The sequence below is a fragment of the Diaphorobacter caeni genome (assembly GCF_015354245.1).
GTDB lineage: Bacteria > Pseudomonadota > Gammaproteobacteria > Burkholderiales > Burkholderiaceae_C > Diaphorobacter_A > Diaphorobacter_A caeni.
In genome coordinates, this window is record NZ_JADKYZ010000004.1 from 136,914 (window position 1) to 152,186 (window position 15,273).

The window sequence follows — 15,273 nt, forward strand, 5'->3', positions numbered from 1 at the left end:
AAACGCCATCAAAGAGTGGCTCAGGGCTTGGCTTCGGCCTTGCCTTCGTAACGGCGGCTCCACTCGGCCAGAATGCGCTCGCGGTTCTTGGCGGCCCAGTTCAGATCGTTCTTGGCGAGCAGCTTTTCGTAGTTGTCGGGAATGCCTTCGAGCTTGGATGCCACACCCGGCATCGCCACCACGGCCCACCAGTTGGAGCTGATGACGTTGGCTTCCTTGCTGGCCATCCAGTCGGCCAGACGCTTGGCGGCCTCGGGCTTTTTGGTGGTCTTCATGATGGAAGTGCCTTCAATGTCCCAGCCCAGACCTTCCTTGGGAAAGATCAGATCAACGGGTGCGCCGGATTTCTTCACCTGGTGCGCGCGGAACTCGAACGAGATGCCGATCGGAAATTCGCCGGAGCCCGACTGCTTGCAGGGCTTGGAGCCCGAGTGCACGTACTGCGCGATGTTCTCGTGCAGCGCGTCCATGTACTTCCAGGCTTCCTGCTCGCCCCACATCTGAATCCACGACGAGACATCGAGGTAGCCCGTGCCGCTGGACGCCGGGTGCGGCATGGTGATCTTCCCCTTGTAGACGGGCTTGGCCAGATCCTTCCAGGTCTCGGGCTTGGGCAGGTTGTGCTTCTTGGCCTCGACGGTGTTGAAGCAGACCGTCGCGGCCCACACGTCCATGCCCACCCACTTCGGCGGGCGCTGGCTGTCCGAGTAGGCGGGCGTGAGCTGCTCGAAGCCCTTGGGCTGATAGCCCTGCAGCATGCCCTCCTGATCGAGCAGCGCGAGCGAACTGGCTGCCACGCCCGCAACCACGTCGGCCTGCGGGTTCTGTTTTTCGGCCAGCAGCTTGGCGGTGATGATGCCGGTGGAGTCGCGCACCCATTTGATCTCGATGTCCGGGTTGGCCTTCTCGAAGCCCGTCTTGTAGAGCTTCATCGCATCGGTTTCGAGCGCCGTGTAGACCAAGAGGGGCGTCTTCTGCTGCGCCATCGCCGCACCACAGGCCAGGGTCAGGCCGATGGCGCCCGCACAGATTGTCATCAGGCCGTGACGAACTCCCGCTAACTTATTCATCGCTTGTCTCCTTTTGTCGGAGGCGCCACTGCAAACCCGATGACTCGCCGATTTCGCCGCCGTCCCGGGACTGCGCTGGCTTCATCGACTGCACCCCATCCGAATCCCGTGATCCGTTGGCCTGCATGCACCCCTCTCGGTTTGGTATTCCGGCGAACCGGCCCGGCGATTTCTTTGCGTCGGTGTGGTCAATGTAAAACTCGTTTTGCCTACTGTCAATAGAAAACTGTTGACAGTTTGCATTTTGGATCGAACAATGGAGTCCATGGAAAACAGCAAACCCAACTCCGCACTGGCCTTTCTGCAATCCAGCTCGCTGCCGATGCTGGTTCAGGAAGAAATCGAACGTCTCATCATGACGGGCGAGCTGCCCGTTGGGAGCCGCATCAACGAAAGCGACATGGCTGCGCGCTTCAACACCAGCCGGGGGCCCGTGCGCGAAGCGCTGCGTTCGCTGGAAGAAGCAGGCCTGCTGCGCACCGAAAAGAACCGCGGCATGTTCGTGCGTGAAATCTCGTTCGAAGAAGCCGACGAGATTTATGAACTGCGCGAAGCCATGGAAGAAATCATCGGTCGCCGCGTCACCCGCGCCATCACGCCCGACGGCGTCGATCGCCTCAAAGCCATGATCGACGCGATGCGTGTGGCCGCCGAAGCGGAGAGCCTCGAGCAGTACGCGCAACTCAATCTGCAGTTCCACGAAATCCTGCTCGACACCGCAGGCAGCAAAAAGCTCACCGAAACCTACCAGCGCCTGATCAAGGAGCTGTCGCTGTTCCGCATGCGGGCGCTCGATGGCGGCGGCGGTCTGCGGGTGTCGGTGGACGAACACAGCCACATCGTCGATGCCATCGCATCGGGCGACGCCGAGCGCGCCGGACAGGCGCTGCGCCAGCACGTGGCCGACAGCCGCGCACGTATGCACAAGGCCATGGGCCGCACAGATCCATCCGCAATCCCTTCTCCATCCCCCTCCAAGGAAGCCTGAGATGACGACACCGCAAACCATTGAAGTCAACAACCGCAACTACCGCTGGATGCCCCGCCCCGTTGTGATCGTGTGCGTGGACGGTTGCGAGCCCGCGTACCTGGATGCCGCCGTCAAGGCGGGCGTTGCGCCCTACCTCGCAAAAATGCGTGCCCAGGGCGCAGACCTGCTGGCCGATTGCGTGGTGCCTTCGTTCACCAACCCGAACAATCTGTCGATCGTCACCGGCGCACCGCCCGCCGTGCACGGCATCTGCGGCAACTATTTCTTCGACCGCGATCTGGGCGAGGAAGTGATGATGAACGACCCCAAATACCTGCGCGCCGGCACCGTGCTCGCCGCCTTTGCCGAAAAGGGCGCAAAGGTGGCCGTAGTCACCGCCAAGGACAAGCTGCGCAAGCTGCTGGGCAAGGGCATGACGGGCATCTGCTTTTCGTCGGAAAAGGCCGATCAGGTCACACTGGCCGAGAACGGCATCGACAACGTGCTCGATCTGGTGAAGATGCCCGTGCCTTCGGTTTACAGCGCCGAGCTGTCGGAGTTCGTCTTCGCATCCGGCGTGAAGCTGATGGAAACGCGCCGCCCTGATCTGATGTATCTCTCCACTACCGACTACGTGCAGCACAAGGCCGCGCCCGGCTCGCCAGCGGCCAATGCGTTCTACGCCATGATGGACAAATACCTCGCGCAGCTCGACGAAATGGGCTGCATCATCGTGCTCACCGCCGACCACGGCATGAACGACAAGCACGATGCGAGTGGCCAGCCCAAGGTGATCTATCTGCAGGACGTGCTCGACGGCTGGTTCGGCGCGGAAAAAGCACGCGTAATCCTGCCCATCACCGATCCCTACGTGGTGCACCACGGCGCGCTCGGCTCGTTCGCCACCATCTACGCGCCCGACGCGGCCACCGCTAGGCAATGGATTTCGCGCATTCAGGAGTTGCCCGGCATCGAGCTGGCGCTTACCCGCGAAGAAGCGGCGAAAAAATTTGAACTGCCCGAAGACCGCATCGGCGACATCGTCGTCGTGAGCGAAAAGAACACCGTGGTCGGCACCTCGAAGAGCCGCCACGACCTCTCGGGTCTGGATGCACCGCTGCGCTCGCACGGCGGCGTATCCGAACAACGCGTTCCGCTGATCTGCAATCGCCCAGTCTCCGGCATTGCCGCCAGCCGCCGCCTGCGCAATTTCGATGCACTGGATCTGGCACTGAACCATGCTGCTGCATGAACACCGACAACAAAGGAGATCTTCCCATGACCGTATCCGCACTGCACAAAGCTCCCGAACTCCGCCACGAAACCCTGCGCATCGCAGGTGAGCGCGTGGAAACCAAAGAGCGCATCGACGTCACCTACCCCTTCACCGGCGAAGTCATCGGCAGCGTCGGCAAGGCCACGCTGGAAGACGTGCGCCGCGCCTACAAGATCGCGCATGGCTACCAATCCAAGCTCACACGCTACGAGCGCTACAAGATCCTGATGCGTGCGGGTGAAATCATCGCCGCGCGCCTCGATGAAATCTCCAAGCTCATCACGCTCGAATCGGGCCTGTGCCGCAAGGATTCGCTCTACGAAGTGGGCCGCGCCTCCGACGTGCTGCTGTTCGCGGCCAATCAGGCGCTGGTCGATGACGGTCAGGTGTTTTCCTGCGACCTCACGCACCACGGCAAGAGCCGCAAGGTCTACACCCTGCGCGAGCCGCTGCAGGGCGTGATCACCGCGATCACGCCGTTCAACCACCCGCTCAATCAGGTGATCCACAAGATCGCACCGGCCATCGCCACCAACAACCGCACGGTGCTCAAGCCCAGCGAGAAAACGCCCTTCACCGCCTACGTGCTGGCCGACATCCTGTATGAAGCCGGTCTGCCGCCGGAGATGCTCAGCGTGATCTCGGGCGACCCGCGCGAAATCTGCGACGAGATGCTCACCAGCGACGACGTCGATCTCGTCACCTTCACCGGCGGCGTGCCGATCGGCAAATACATCGCGGGCAAGGCGGTCTACAAGCGCCAGATTCTGGAGCTGGGCGGCAACGACCCGATCATCGTAATGGAAGACGCCGACGTCGAAGAAGCCGCCACGCTGGCAGCCAGCGGCAGCTACAAAAACAGCGGCCAGCGCTGCACGGCGATCAAGCGCATGCTGGTGCACGAATCGCTCGCCGACCGCTTTGTCGAACTGCTGGTCGAAAAGACCAAGGCCGTGAAGTACGGCGACCCGATGGACGCCAATGTGGACATGGGCACCGTGATCGACGAAGAAGCCGCGATCTACTTCGAAACCGTGGTGAACGAAGCCATCGCCGCAGGTGCCACGCTCAAGTGCGGCAACATCCGCAAGGGTGCGCTGTACTCGCCCACGGTGCTCGACCACGTCACGCTCGACATGCGCGTCGCCAAGGAAGAAACTTTCGGCCCCGTCTCGCCGGTGATCCGCTTCAAGACCATCGAAGAAGCGATCAAGCTCTCGAACGGCACGGCCTTCGGCCTGTCCTCGTCGATCTGCACCAACCGCCTCGACTACATCACCCGCTTCATCAGCGAGCTCAACGTGGGCAGCGTCAACATCCGCGAAGTGCCCGGTTACCGCTTGGAGCTGACACCGTTCGGCGGGATCAAGGACTCCGGTCTTGGCTACAAGGAAGGCGTGCTGGAAGCGATGAAGAGCTTCACGAATACCAAGACTTATTCGCTGCCTTGGTGATCTTCCGTCATTGCGCGCTGGTCTGAGCCTGGTGCGAAGTTGCTTGCAGAGGCCGGGTCTCGCCCCGGCGGGCGAGTAACTTTTCGCTTGCGCGCGAAAAGTCACCAAAAGCGCGCTTTTGAATACGGGGTCACGCGGCAGAACTCACTGCGCGACTGCGTCGCTCCGTTCGGACAACCGCCGCGAGCTAGAGGCTAACCAGAGGAGTTTGCGGCACGTCGCTTCGCTTGTGCCGGGACGTTGGTGGAGCTGGGTTGGGACTCAAATGCCCACTGCTCTTTTGAGCGACGTTGATCCAACGAGCCAATCAAAATCGTGCAGCACTGGCGCACCAGCATCTCGCGAAGTCGCGAGATGAGCGGCACGAGCGAAGCGATGTGCCGAACACACCTCTTATGAAATATCTAGCTCGCGGCGGTTGCCCGAGCGGCGCGCGCAGCGCAAAGCGAGTTCTGCCGCGTGACCCCGTATTCAAAAGCGCGCTTTTGGTGACTTTTTGCGCGCAAGCAAAAAGTGACTCCGCCGCCGGGCGGAACTCCCGGCCTCCGCCCTCAACACCGCAACCACAGAGAAAAAAGAGAAGGAGAAAACAGTGAGCCTGACCATCCAAGACATAGTCCACATCTTCGAAACCAAAGGCCACGCCCAATACGACGGCGAACCCGTCACCCAACTGCAGCACGCCCTCCAATCCGCCCACCTCGCAGAACTCCAGGGCGCTGACAGCGCACTCATCACCGCCGCCCTGCTCCACGACCTCGGTCACCTCCTGCACGACAGACCGGGCTCGCCAACGACGCAAGGCGTGGACGATCTCCACCAATACCTCTGCATCCCCTTCCTGCGCCCGCTGTTCGGCGACGCCACGCTCGAGCCCATCCGCATGCATGTCGATGCCAAGCGCTACCTCTGTCTGCATGAGGCGGGCTACCTCGAAGCGCTTTCGGCCGACTCCGCACGCAGCCTGCAACTGCAGGGCGGCGTCTTCACGCCGGAGCAGGCCACTGAATTCGCCAATCGCCCGCATGCACTCAACGCGGTGGAGCTGCGCCGCTGGGACGATCTGGCCAAGGACGCCGACATGCGCACGCCCGACCTCGCGCATTTCACGCGCCACATGGAGCACGCGTCGAACACCCACCGGTCCCGACTCACCACAGCCGCTGCCGAGAAGACGCACAAGGCGGCGTGACGATCACACCCAATCCGGCTCACTCCCCTTCCGCATACGCCTCCAGCCCCAGCGCCACGACGGTCGCCACGTCTTCGCCCACGGCCTCCCTGAACTCGACCTCGGCCTGCGCCACCGCCGTTTCGAAGGCCTTGAGCCATGCAAGTCCGGTGACGGTGAAGCGCACGATGCGCGCGCGGGCGTCGTGGGGATCGGGCTCGCGCGTGACCAGTCCCCAGGCCTCGCACTGATCGACCAGGCTCGCCATCGCCTGCTTGGTCATGCCGGCCGACTGAGCGAGATCGGTCAGCCGATCCCCCGCAAGCGAGAGGTGGCGCGTGATGTGGATGTGCGCGGCGCTCACCTGCTCGCGCGCGGCGAGGTTGGAGAGCGCGAGCGGCACCTCCACATCGTGCGCCATCAACTGGTAGACGCGCTCGTCGAAACGCCGCATGGCGTGGCCCAGCAGGCGGCCCAGATGGGTTTCGCGCCAGGCGTCGGAAGGGGGCGTGGCGGGGTGCAGTTCGGTCATGCACACATTGTCAGGCAAACTGACCAAAATTTGCTTTGACAGAAAAGTATCCGCACATAAACTACTGTTCAAGCACACAGGACTGTGATTAAAAACAGTCTCCCAGATTCAAGAAACGGAAAGCGCAATGGCAACGAGCAAGAGGACCCCCACCATGGACACCACTGTGAAGAGCACTTCTGCAGCAGACACCAGCGAAAAGGCCAAGGCCCTGCAGGCCGCGCTGGCCCAGATCGAGAAGCAGTTCGGCAAGGGCACGATCATGCGTCTTGGCGAAGGCGAGAAGATCGAGGACATCCAGGTCGTCTCCACCGGCTCGCTGGGTCTGGACATTGCGCTGGGCGTCGGCGGTCTGCCGCGCGGCCGGGTGATCGAAATCTACGGTCCTGAATCCTCGGGCAAGACCACGCTCACGCTGCAGGTCATCGCCGAAATGCAGAAGCAGGGCGGCACCTGCGCCTTCATCGACGCGGAACATGCGCTCGACACCAGCTATGCGCAGAAGCTCGGCGTGAACCTGTCGGACATGCTGATCAGCCAGCCCGACACCGGCGAGCAGGCGCTCGAAATCGTGGACAGCCTGGTGCGCTCGGGTGCGGTGGACCTGATCGTCGTCGACTCGGTCGCCGCCCTCACGCCCAAGGCCGAAATCGAAGGTGAAATGGGCGACTCGCTGCCCGGCCTGCAGGCCCGCCTGATGAGCCAGGCCCTGCGCAAGCTCACCGCCACGATCAAGAAGACCAACTGCATGGTCATCTTCATCAACCAGATCCGCATGAAGATCGGCGTGATGTTCGGCTCGCCCGAAACCACCACCGGCGGCAACGCGCTGAAGTTCTACGCCTCCGTGCGCCTGGACATCCGCCGCACCGGCACGATCAAGAAGGGCGACGAGGCCATCGGCAACGAAACCAAGGTGAAGGTGGTGAAGAACAAGGTCTCGCCGCCATTCAAGACGGCCGAGTTCGACATCCTGTTCGGCGAAGGCATCTCGCGCGAAGGTGAAATCATCGACATGGGCGTGAACGCGCGCATCGTTGAAAAGAGCGGTGCATGGTATGCCTACAACGGCGAGAAAATCGGCCAGGGCCGCGACAACTCGCGTGAATTCCTGCGCGAAAACCGCGACCTCGCCATCGAGATCGAAAACAAGGTCCGCGAATCGCTCGGCATCCCCCTTCTCGGCGTGACCAGCGTGGCAGCCGCCCCCGGCGCCAACAAGGACGAGGCGGAAGACGGCGAAGAATAAAACCCGCCGTCCATCGCGACATCCCAAAAGTTTCTTTGCAATTGTCGAATCATTTTCGACTTCAGGGCCGCACAGCCAAACGCTGGACGGCCCCTTTTTGCATCCGCGTCATGTCTTCAAGACTACTGACCCGAGCAGCGCACAGAGCGCTCGATCTCACCCCCACAACGGCAAGACAGGCCCGCAGGCTAGGCGTCTCACGCGCAGACAGTACTCTCGTACGGCAAGCGTGAGCAACGACGCATGAGGGCCTGTATTGCCGCCTCCAAACGACCAGACAATCGTCGCCAAAGGCGGCGTAAAACCAAAAAGCAAAATGGGATTCACCAAACTTTCGCTGAAGGGAAGAGCGCTGAAACTGCTGGCCCAGCGCGAACACTCCCGCAAGGAGCTGGAATCCAAGCTCGCGCCCCATGTCGAAGAAGGCGACGACCTGAATGCCATCCTCTGCGACCTGGAAGCCAAGAACTTCATCAACCCCGAACGCGTCGCGGCCTCGGTCGTCCACCGCCGCGCCTCCCGTCTGGGCACGCAGCGCGTGGTTCAGGAGCTGCGCAGCAAGGGCCTGGACGACACGCTGATCAAGGCCACGGCGGCCGAGCTGCAGTCGACCGAACTCGAGCGCGCCCTGTCCGTCTGGAAAAGCAAGTTCGGAAGCAGGGAGCCCGCGAGCACGCCGCAGGAAAAGGCGAAACAGATGCGCTTTCTCGCCGCGCGCGGATTCAGCGGCGATGTGGTGCGCCGGGTGCTCAAGAGCGCCGGGCAGGCGGATGAAGACGAATTCGAGTGAGCAACAGCAGCGGCTGCTCGGCCACGCGGTTCACGCCCTCACTTCCCCATCTCGTAGATCGCCGCTACTACGCTGAGCACCACCAGCAATGTGCCGAGCACGACGGCCATCCAGTTCCATGCACTGAATGACGCATTGCGATCAAACGGCGCGGAGCACGTCAGCTCATTCACGCGGTTCGCGTGCGCCTGCACCGGCAGCAGGAAAATGAAGCTGAAAATGCTCATCAATCCCCAGATGCCGGGCAGCAGATCGCACAGGTTCGCGGCGATGTAGCCCAGCGCGAGCAGGCCCGCCTTGAGGCTGGAGCGCCCGTTGACCTTGACGCGCGCGTCCTGTGCCCGCACGCGGCGGAACAGCGAAAAGCAAAAGAAGAAAAACAGCAGCGTGCGTCGGGCCGGTGAAAAGTCCCGCCCCGCATTCCACACGCGCACATGCCGCCAATGCATGTAGAACCAGTAGAGGTGGTACAGGCCCATCGTGCAGAAGCTCAGCACCGCGAGCTTGCGCAGCGAGACGGGGAAGAACGCAGGCGTCACCGGAGATGCTGGCGCAGCGTCGTCTGGCCGCGGATCGTTCGCCATGAAAGCGGCTCCAGTTCCGGTTTCGATTTCCGTTCCAACTCGGCCTCAGCCGAGCAGGCGCTCCGGATTGGCGTTGAGCTTGACCAGAGCCTCGCGCGTCGCGCGCATGGTGAGCGCTTCTTCCTCCTGCGCGACCAGCAGGCCGGACTGCAGATAGGCGCCGAGGCGGCGCAGCTGGATCAGGTAGCTCTTGCCATCCATGGAGACGAACAGATGCAGCTGCTTGCGCTGGCTGTGCCATGCGTACTGCACCTGGGCCGACGAACCGTTGTGGTCGAGCGTGAACCAGCTGCCGAGCGCCATCTGCTGCGCCCAGCGCACGACTTCGTCGCGCACCGGCGTGCCGTTGTCGGCGACCACGTGGATGGACGAGGCATCGATGCCGAGCAGCATCTCCACGTTCTCGGACGACAGCTCGAAGTCGCTGGTGTCGGCATCGCCGATCACGTCCTCCAGATTGGCCAGGCGCTTGATCATCGCGTCGATGTGCTCGCGCGGAATCGTCGCGGTCTTGGAGAGGAAGGCGTCGGCCAGCGTGTCGGTCAGCACCTTGATCTGCGCGTCCTGCGGCGCGCCGGTCACGCCCGTCAGCGCCAGGCCGTGGCGCAGGTTCTGCAGCAGGGTCGGCAGGTTCTGGATCACCTGCGCGCGCTCCGAGCGGTGCGGCTTGGCGCTCGCCGCCCAGACGAGGTCCGCCGCCGTGCGCTTGAGCGCGACGGTCTCGTCATGCTGCGGCCCGTTGCGGACGGCGGAAACCGCCAGCACCTCGGCCCAGCTCTTGAACAGGAACTCGCGGATCTCATCGCGCACCTGCATGTCCTTGAGCATGTCGCGCAACTCGATGGTGTATTGCACCGCCATCGTCTCGCGCAGCTCGACCTGCTGGGCCACACCCACGATCTTCTGCGCGCCGCGGCTCTCGGCCAGCGACTTGGCGATGAAGCGCTCGAACTCCTCGAACACCAGCTGGAACACGCGGCTGCCGGTCTCGGGGTATTGCTCGATCACCTGCACGATGCGGCGCACCTCGACCTCGAGCGCCGTGCCGTTGATCGTTGCCGCATCAAAGCCCAGCACGCACGAGCCCATGCGGTCGATGAGCTGGCGCGCAGGATGCGTCACGTTGTTGAAGAATTCGGGCTCGGCCAGCGCCACGCGCAACACCGGCACCTGCAGGCGCGCGAACCACACGCGGATCGAGGGCGGCAGGCGGTCTTCGTTCAGAATGCTCTGGAACATCAGCGCGACCACCTCGATGATGGCCTTTTCACTGGCGGTCGAGGCCTTTTTCTTGAGTTCGGACGCGCGCTCGCGCACCGCGCCCATCACCTGATGCACGACCTGAGGCGTGTAGTCCTGGGCCTGCGTCATGGCCGCCATGCCGCCGGGAACCGTCACCAGCATGGTGTCGGGCGCCATGCTGCGGTAGTCGGTCATGGCCTGCACCAGCGCGGCGGAAGCCGGCGGCGCCTTGACCATGTCGTAATTCATCGTCGGCTGGGTGAGCAGATTGCGCAGCTGCACCATCACCGCCGCCGCGCGCTGGCGGGCCCGCTGCAGCGGCGCGAGAAACGGCGACGCCGCCATCTGCGCCGCCATCTGCGCGTTGAGCTGCGCGTTCATCGCCATCTGTGCGTTGATCTGGGCGACGTACTGCGGCGACAGCTGCGAGGCGCCTGTATGGCCGTGCTGGCCAGGATGACCATGCTGCCCCTGCTGCCCGGGGTGCATCTGCATGGGGTTCACCCAGCCCGTGGGCTGCGGCATGGGGAACATGCCGCCAGGCGCCATGCCGTAGCCGGTCGGATAGCCCTGCTGGGGCATGCCGCCGAAGCCGCTGCCCTGCCCCATCATCGGAGCGGGGCCACTGTCATAGCCGCTGTTCGGGCCAGCTCCAGGCATGCCGCCGGGCACCGTGGCGGCCCCCGTGCGCTTGACCCGCGAACGCAGGTCGCTGCTCGCCGACGTGGACACGCCACGGTCTTCGAACAGCTTGTTGAGCGCCTTGTATTCCTTTTCGAGCAGGCTGGCGAGTTCGCTCTGCATCGGATCGATCATCAACTGCAGGTCGGCGCGCGACATGCCGCATTCGATCCATTGGTTGACCACGTTCAGGCAGATCGTCTCGGGCCTGAGCAGGTCGCCGCTGTCGAGCTCGCGTCCCAGAAGCCGCTGCGTGCGCAGCTTGACGGTCTCGAACTCGCTGCCCGCCGCCTCGCTCACGGTGAGCGCGATGCGCGAGGCCAAAATCTTGTTTTCCACCACATCGTCGCTGAGCAGCTCAAGGCCGCCGTCGAGCGACAGCTCCTTGGGCGCCGAGGCTGTGGCGGCGGCTGCCAGCGCGGTGTTGGCGTCGCCCGCCTCGGTCCAGATTTTCTTGAGCCCCAGCAGCCATTCCCGCTCGTGACCGTTGTAGGCCGACCAGGACTCTCGGTTGGACTGCATTTCCCGAACCGTGCCGGTCTGGTTGGCAAGAGCGGCGGCGAATTCCTGCAGCTTGTGCCCCAGCTGGGGCAGGCCGGCGACCAATCCCTCGGCAAAACGCTGGCGGCCGTAGAGGGCCAGACGTTGATCGGTGGGAGAGGACGGCGGATATTCCATAGATAGTTGATTATGTGCGGCGAAGGCCTATGGGTCTATCCCCACCGCTTGGTCGGGGACCCGGAACGCCGCTTGTCACCTTGATTTTGTATCAAGAATGGCACGCCGGCGACAAGGATCCCCTGACTGTTGGACTTTTGCTTATACGGTCGCCCCTGCGTTGGGATCGTTCGGATCCAGATCCTTGCGCGCGGACGTCTTCACCAGATCCTCGCGCTTGACGCCCAGCCACATGGCGATGGCCGCAGCGACGAACACCGAGGAGTAGATGCCGAACAGAATGCCGATGGTCAGCGCCAGCGCAAAGTAGTGCAGGCTCGGGCCGCCGAAGAAGAACATCGACAGCACCATCGCCTCGGTCGAGGCGTGGGTGATGATCGTGCGGCTCATCGTCGAGGTGATGGCGTGGTCGATCACCTCATGCGTGTTGAGCTTGCGGAACTTGCGGAACGCCTCGCGGATCCGGTCGAAAATCACCACGGATTCGTTGACCGAGTAGCCCAGCACCGCCAGCACCCCGGCCAGCACCGAGAGCGAGAACTCCCACTGGAAGAACGCGAAGAAGCCCAGAATGATCACCACGTCGTGCAGGTTGGCGATCACTGCGGCGACGCCGAACTTCCACTCGAAGCGGAACGCCAGATAGATCACGATGCCCAGCACCACCATGCCCAGCGCCATCAGGCCGCCGTGCACCAGTTCCTCGCCCACCTGCGGGCCGACGAACTCGTTGCGTCGCATTTCGACTTCGGGATCGGCCGCCTTCAGCGCGGTGAGCACTTGCTCGCTCTGCTGAGCCGAGGTGACGCCCTTCTGCACCGGCAGACGGATCATCACGTTGCGCGATCCGCCGAAGTTCTGCACCGTGACGTCCTGCGTGAACCCGGCCTTGGCGACCGCGTCACGCACCTGGCCGATGTCCGCCGTCTGCTTGTAGGCCACTTCCATGACCGTGCCGCCAGTGAACTCCACCGACAGGTGCAGCCCGCGCGTGATCAAGAAGAACACGGCCAGCGCGAAAGTGACGAATGAAATCACGTTGAGGATCAACGCGTATTTCATGAACGGAATGTCTTTTTTGATCCGGAAAAACTCCATGGTCTTCCCCTTTCTTACAGTTCGCTGTCGCTGTCACCAGCGTTGGCGGTGCGTGCGGATGCCACGGAGCGATGTCCGGTATCGCCCTCGGGCTTCCACACCTGACCGATGGAGAGACTCTTGAGCTTCTTCTTGCGGCCATACCAGAGGTTCACGAGACCGCGCGAGAAGAACACGGCGGAGAACATGCTGGTCAGAATGCCGATGCAGTGCACCACCGCGAAGCCGCGCACCGGGCCGGAGCCGAAGGCCAGCAGCGCCAGACCCGCGATCAGCGTGGTCACGTTGGAGTCCAGAATCGTCGCCCAGGCGTGCTGGTAACCGGCCGAGATCGCCTGCTGCGGCGCCACGCCGGCCCGCAGTTCTTCCCGGATGCGCTCATTGATCAGCACGTTCGAGTCAATCGCCACGCCGATCGCCAGCGCCATGGCGGCAATGCCCGGCAGCGTGAGGGTCGCCTGCAGCATCGACAGCACGGCCAGCAGCAACAGCACGTTCACGCCCAGCGAGATCGTCGAGAACACGCCGAACAGCATGTAGTAGAAGCACATGAACACGGCGATCGCCACCATGCCCCAGACCACGCTGTGGATACCGCGCGAGATGTTTTCTTCACCCAGACTTGGGCCGATGGTGTATTCCTCGATGATTTCCATCGGCGCGGCCAGCGAGCCGGCGCGCAGCAGCAGCGAGGTGTCGTTGGCTTCCTGCGTCGTCATGCGACCGGAAATCTGCACGCGGCCGCCACCGATTTCGGAGCGGATCACCGGCGCCGTCACGACCTCGCCCTTGCCCTTTTCGAACAGGATGATGGCCATGCGCTTGCCCACATTTTCAGCGGTCACCTGCTTGAAGATGCTCGCGCCCTTGGAATCCAGCGTGAGGTTCACGGTGGGTTCCTGCGTCTGGCCGTCAAAGCCGGGCTGGGCGTCGTTCAGATTCTCGCCGGTCAGCACGACCTGCTTCTTCACGATCACCGGCATCTGCGAGCGATCCAGATACCTTTCGCTGCCGAACGGCACGGGGCCCTGGCCCATCTCGGCCGAGCGCGCCTCGGAGCTCTCGTCCACCATGCGCACTTCCAGCGTGGCGGTACGGCCCAGAATGTCCTTGGCCTTGGCGGTGTCCTGCACGCCGGGCAATTGCACGATGATGCGGTCCAGACCCTGCTGCTGGATCACCGGCTCGGCCACGCCGAGTTCGTTGATCCGGTTGTGCAGCGTCGTGATGTTCTGCTTGAGCGCCTGCTCCTGCACCTTGCGCAGCGCCTCGGGCTTGATCGTCGCGCGCAGCGCGAAGCCGTCGCCTTCCGGGCTGCTGGTCGCCACCAGATCGGGGAAATTGTCGGAGATGAGATTGCGCACGGCGGTCAGCGTCGCATCGTCGCGCACCTTGACCTCGACCGCGTCGCCGTTGCGGCTCACGCCGCCATGGCGGATCTTCTTGTCGCGCATGCTCGAGCGCAGATCACCCGCATAGGACTCCACCTTCTTGGTGATGGCAGCCGCCATGTCCACCTGCAGCATGAAGTGCACACCGCCGCGCAGGTCCAGACCCAGATACATCGGGCGGGCATGCAGCGCGGTCAGCCAGGCCGGCGAACGCGAGAGCATGTTCTGCGCCACGATGAAGGTCGGATCGCTCGAGTCGGGAATCAGCGCCTTCTCGATGACCGTCTTGGCCTTGGCCTGGTTGTCCACCGTGTCGAAACGGGCGAACACCGAGTTGCCCTCCTGCACGACGGAATCCGGCTGCATGCCGTCGGCCTTCAAAGCCTCTTCCACGCGCTGGCGTACCGCGTTGTCCACCTTCACCGTCGCCTTGAGGGACGACACCTGTACCGCAGGGGCTTCGCCGAAGAAATTCGGCAGGGTGTACAGCACCCCCAACAGCAACACGATCACCATGATCGCGTATTTCCAGACCGGATATCGGTTCATGATCGCGCTCTTCACTATCACGGAGAGTGACGGGCCGACAGCGCCAGACAAAGCGGGCTGCGCGGTCCATCGACGACGGACATGCACCATGCACGCCCGCAAGGAACCAGGCGCAGAATTACTTCAGCGTGCCCTTGGGCAGCACCTGGGTCACGGCGCTGCGCTGGATCTGCACTTCCACGCCTTCGGCGAGTTCAACGTGCAGGAAACCTTCACCCATGCGGCTGACCTTGCCCAGCAGACCACCGGCCGTCACGATTTCATCACCCTTGGCCAACGCGTCGATCATGGCGCGGTGCTCCTTTTGGCGCTTCATCTGGGGACGGATCATGATGAAGTACAGCACCACGAACATCAGCACCAGCGGCAGCATGCCGGACAGCGAGCCCATCAGGCCACCTTCAGCGGCGGCAGGAGCGGTTTGGGCAAAGGCAGAAGAAATAAACACTTGAAGACTCCACTTCTAACAGTATGGATGGTCGAAACAGGACACTTGGCTTTCACCAAAGCAACAGGACATTGTATTCGTGCGCTCTCT

The 15,273-nt window shown here is 63.0% G+C and carries 13 protein-coding genes; 6 read left to right on the forward strand and 7 right to left on the reverse strand.

All coding sequences use genetic code 11. From position 1 onward, the window contains the following. Nucleotides 1–20: 20 nt before the first annotated feature. Nucleotides 21–1,070, reverse strand: coding sequence for a putative 2-aminoethylphosphonate ABC transporter substrate-binding protein (locus ISG32_RS11535; protein ID WP_407645051.1), 1,050 nt, complete (start codon nt 1,068–1,070; stop codon nt 21–23). Nucleotides 1,071–1,335: 265 nt separating this feature from the next. Between ISG32_RS11535 and ISG32_RS11540 the strand changes: the two genes are divergently transcribed. The 4 genes from ISG32_RS11540 (at nt 1,336) to ISG32_RS11555 (ending at nt 5,962) form a co-directional block, all read left to right on the forward strand. Then, entirely contained in the window at nt 1,336–2,058 is a 723-nt protein-coding gene (locus ISG32_RS11540) for a phosphonate utilization associated transcriptional regulator (protein WP_194771164.1), read from the forward strand. Between the two features lies 1 nt (nt 2,059). Beyond that, nucleotides 2,060–3,292 carry a phosphonoacetate hydrolase gene (gene phnA, locus ISG32_RS11545; protein WP_194771165.1) on the forward strand — a complete coding sequence of 411 codons (1,233 nt, stop codon included), beginning with the start codon at nt 2,060–2,062 and terminating at the stop codon, nt 3,290–3,292. A gap of 26 nt (nt 3,293–3,318) precedes the next feature. Then, the gene (phnY, locus tag ISG32_RS11550; protein ID WP_194771166.1) at nt 3,319–4,770 is read left to right on the forward strand and encodes a phosphonoacetaldehyde dehydrogenase; all 1,452 of its coding nucleotides are present in this window, start codon (nt 3,319–3,321) and stop codon (nt 4,768–4,770) included. A gap of 592 nt (nt 4,771–5,362) precedes the next feature. Further along, nucleotides 5,363–5,962: a phosphonate degradation HD-domain oxygenase gene (locus ISG32_RS11555; RefSeq protein ID WP_194771167.1), complete on the forward strand. Its 600-nt coding sequence runs from the start codon at nt 5,363–5,365 to the stop codon at nt 5,960–5,962. A gap of 19 nt (nt 5,963–5,981) precedes the next feature. Here the strand turns inward: ISG32_RS11555 and ISG32_RS11560 are convergent, their stop codons facing one another. After that, nucleotides 5,982–6,473: a MarR family winged helix-turn-helix transcriptional regulator gene (locus ISG32_RS11560; protein ID WP_194771168.1), complete on the reverse strand. Its 492-nt coding sequence runs from the start codon at nt 6,471–6,473 to the stop codon at nt 5,982–5,984. A gap of 154 nt (nt 6,474–6,627) precedes the next feature. Here ISG32_RS11560 and recA point away from each other — a divergent pair, with 154 nt between their 5' ends. Together recA and recX are read left to right on the forward strand one after the other, a co-directional pair. Beyond that, nucleotides 6,628–7,722 (forward strand): recombinase RecA, encoded by a 1,095-nt coding sequence (gene recA, locus ISG32_RS11565; RefSeq protein WP_194771169.1) that lies wholly within the window; start codon nt 6,628–6,630, stop codon nt 7,720–7,722. Between the two features lie 316 nt (nt 7,723–8,038). Next, entirely contained in the window at nt 8,039–8,512 is a 474-nt protein-coding gene (recX, locus tag ISG32_RS11570) for a recombination regulator RecX (protein WP_194771170.1), read from the forward strand. Between the two features lie 38 nt (nt 8,513–8,550). Here the strand turns inward: recX and ISG32_RS11575 are convergent, their stop codons facing one another. From ISG32_RS11575 to yajC, 5 genes are all read right to left on the reverse strand, one after another. Further along, entirely contained in the window at nt 8,551–9,096 is a 546-nt protein-coding gene (locus ISG32_RS11575) for a DUF4234 domain-containing protein (RefSeq protein WP_194771171.1), read from the reverse strand. A 45-nt stretch (nt 9,097–9,141) separates the two neighbouring features. After that, nucleotides 9,142–11,697, reverse strand: coding sequence for a DUF1631 family protein (locus tag ISG32_RS11580; protein WP_194771172.1), 2,556 nt, complete (start codon nt 11,695–11,697; stop codon nt 9,142–9,144). Nucleotides 11,698–11,838: 141 nt separating this feature from the next. Further along, nucleotides 11,839–12,795 carry a protein translocase subunit SecF gene (gene secF, locus ISG32_RS11585; RefSeq protein WP_194771173.1) on the reverse strand — a complete coding sequence of 319 codons (957 nt, stop codon included), beginning with the start codon at nt 12,793–12,795 and terminating at the stop codon, nt 11,839–11,841. A gap of 14 nt (nt 12,796–12,809) precedes the next feature. Continuing rightward, nucleotides 12,810–14,735, reverse strand: coding sequence for a protein translocase subunit SecD (gene secD, locus ISG32_RS11590; protein WP_194771174.1), 1,926 nt, complete (start codon nt 14,733–14,735; stop codon nt 12,810–12,812). Nucleotides 14,736–14,853: 118 nt separating this feature from the next. After that, nucleotides 14,854–15,183: a preprotein translocase subunit YajC gene (yajC, locus tag ISG32_RS11595; protein WP_194771175.1), complete on the reverse strand. Its 330-nt coding sequence runs from the start codon at nt 15,181–15,183 to the stop codon at nt 14,854–14,856. Between the last annotated feature and the right edge of the window lie 90 nt (nt 15,184–15,273).

Excerpts from the sequence above, each read along its gene's own strand:
- ISG32_RS11535 (WP_407645051.1), bottom strand. The coding sequence starts at position 1,070 with ATGAATAAGTTAGCGGGAGTTCGTCACGGCCTGATGACAATCTGTGCG.
- ISG32_RS11540 (WP_194771164.1), top strand. The coding sequence starts at position 1,336 with ATGGAAAACAGCAAACCCAACTCCGCACTGGCCTTTCTGCAATCCAGC.
- phnA (WP_194771165.1), top strand. The coding sequence starts at position 2,060 with ATGACGACACCGCAAACCATTGAAGTCAACAACCGCAACTACCGCTGG.
- phnY (WP_194771166.1), top strand. The coding sequence starts at position 3,319 with ATGACCGTATCCGCACTGCACAAAGCTCCCGAACTCCGCCACGAAACC.
- ISG32_RS11560 (WP_194771168.1), bottom strand. The coding sequence starts at position 6,473 with ATGACCGAACTGCACCCCGCCACGCCCCCTTCCGACGCCTGGCGCGAA.
- recA (WP_194771169.1), top strand. The coding sequence starts at position 6,628 with ATGGACACCACTGTGAAGAGCACTTCTGCAGCAGACACCAGCGAAAAG.
- recX (WP_194771170.1), top strand. The coding sequence starts at position 8,039 with ATGGGATTCACCAAACTTTCGCTGAAGGGAAGAGCGCTGAAACTGCTG.
- ISG32_RS11575 (WP_194771171.1), bottom strand. The coding sequence starts at position 9,096 with ATGGCGAACGATCCGCGGCCAGACGACGCTGCGCCAGCATCTCCGGTG.
- ISG32_RS11580 (WP_194771172.1), bottom strand. The coding sequence starts at position 11,697 with ATGGAATATCCGCCGTCCTCTCCCACCGATCAACGTCTGGCCCTCTAC.
- secF (WP_194771173.1), bottom strand. The coding sequence starts at position 12,795 with ATGGAGTTTTTCCGGATCAAAAAAGACATTCCGTTCATGAAATACGCG.
- secD (WP_194771174.1), bottom strand. The coding sequence starts at position 14,735 with ATGAACCGATATCCGGTCTGGAAATACGCGATCATGGTGATCGTGTTG.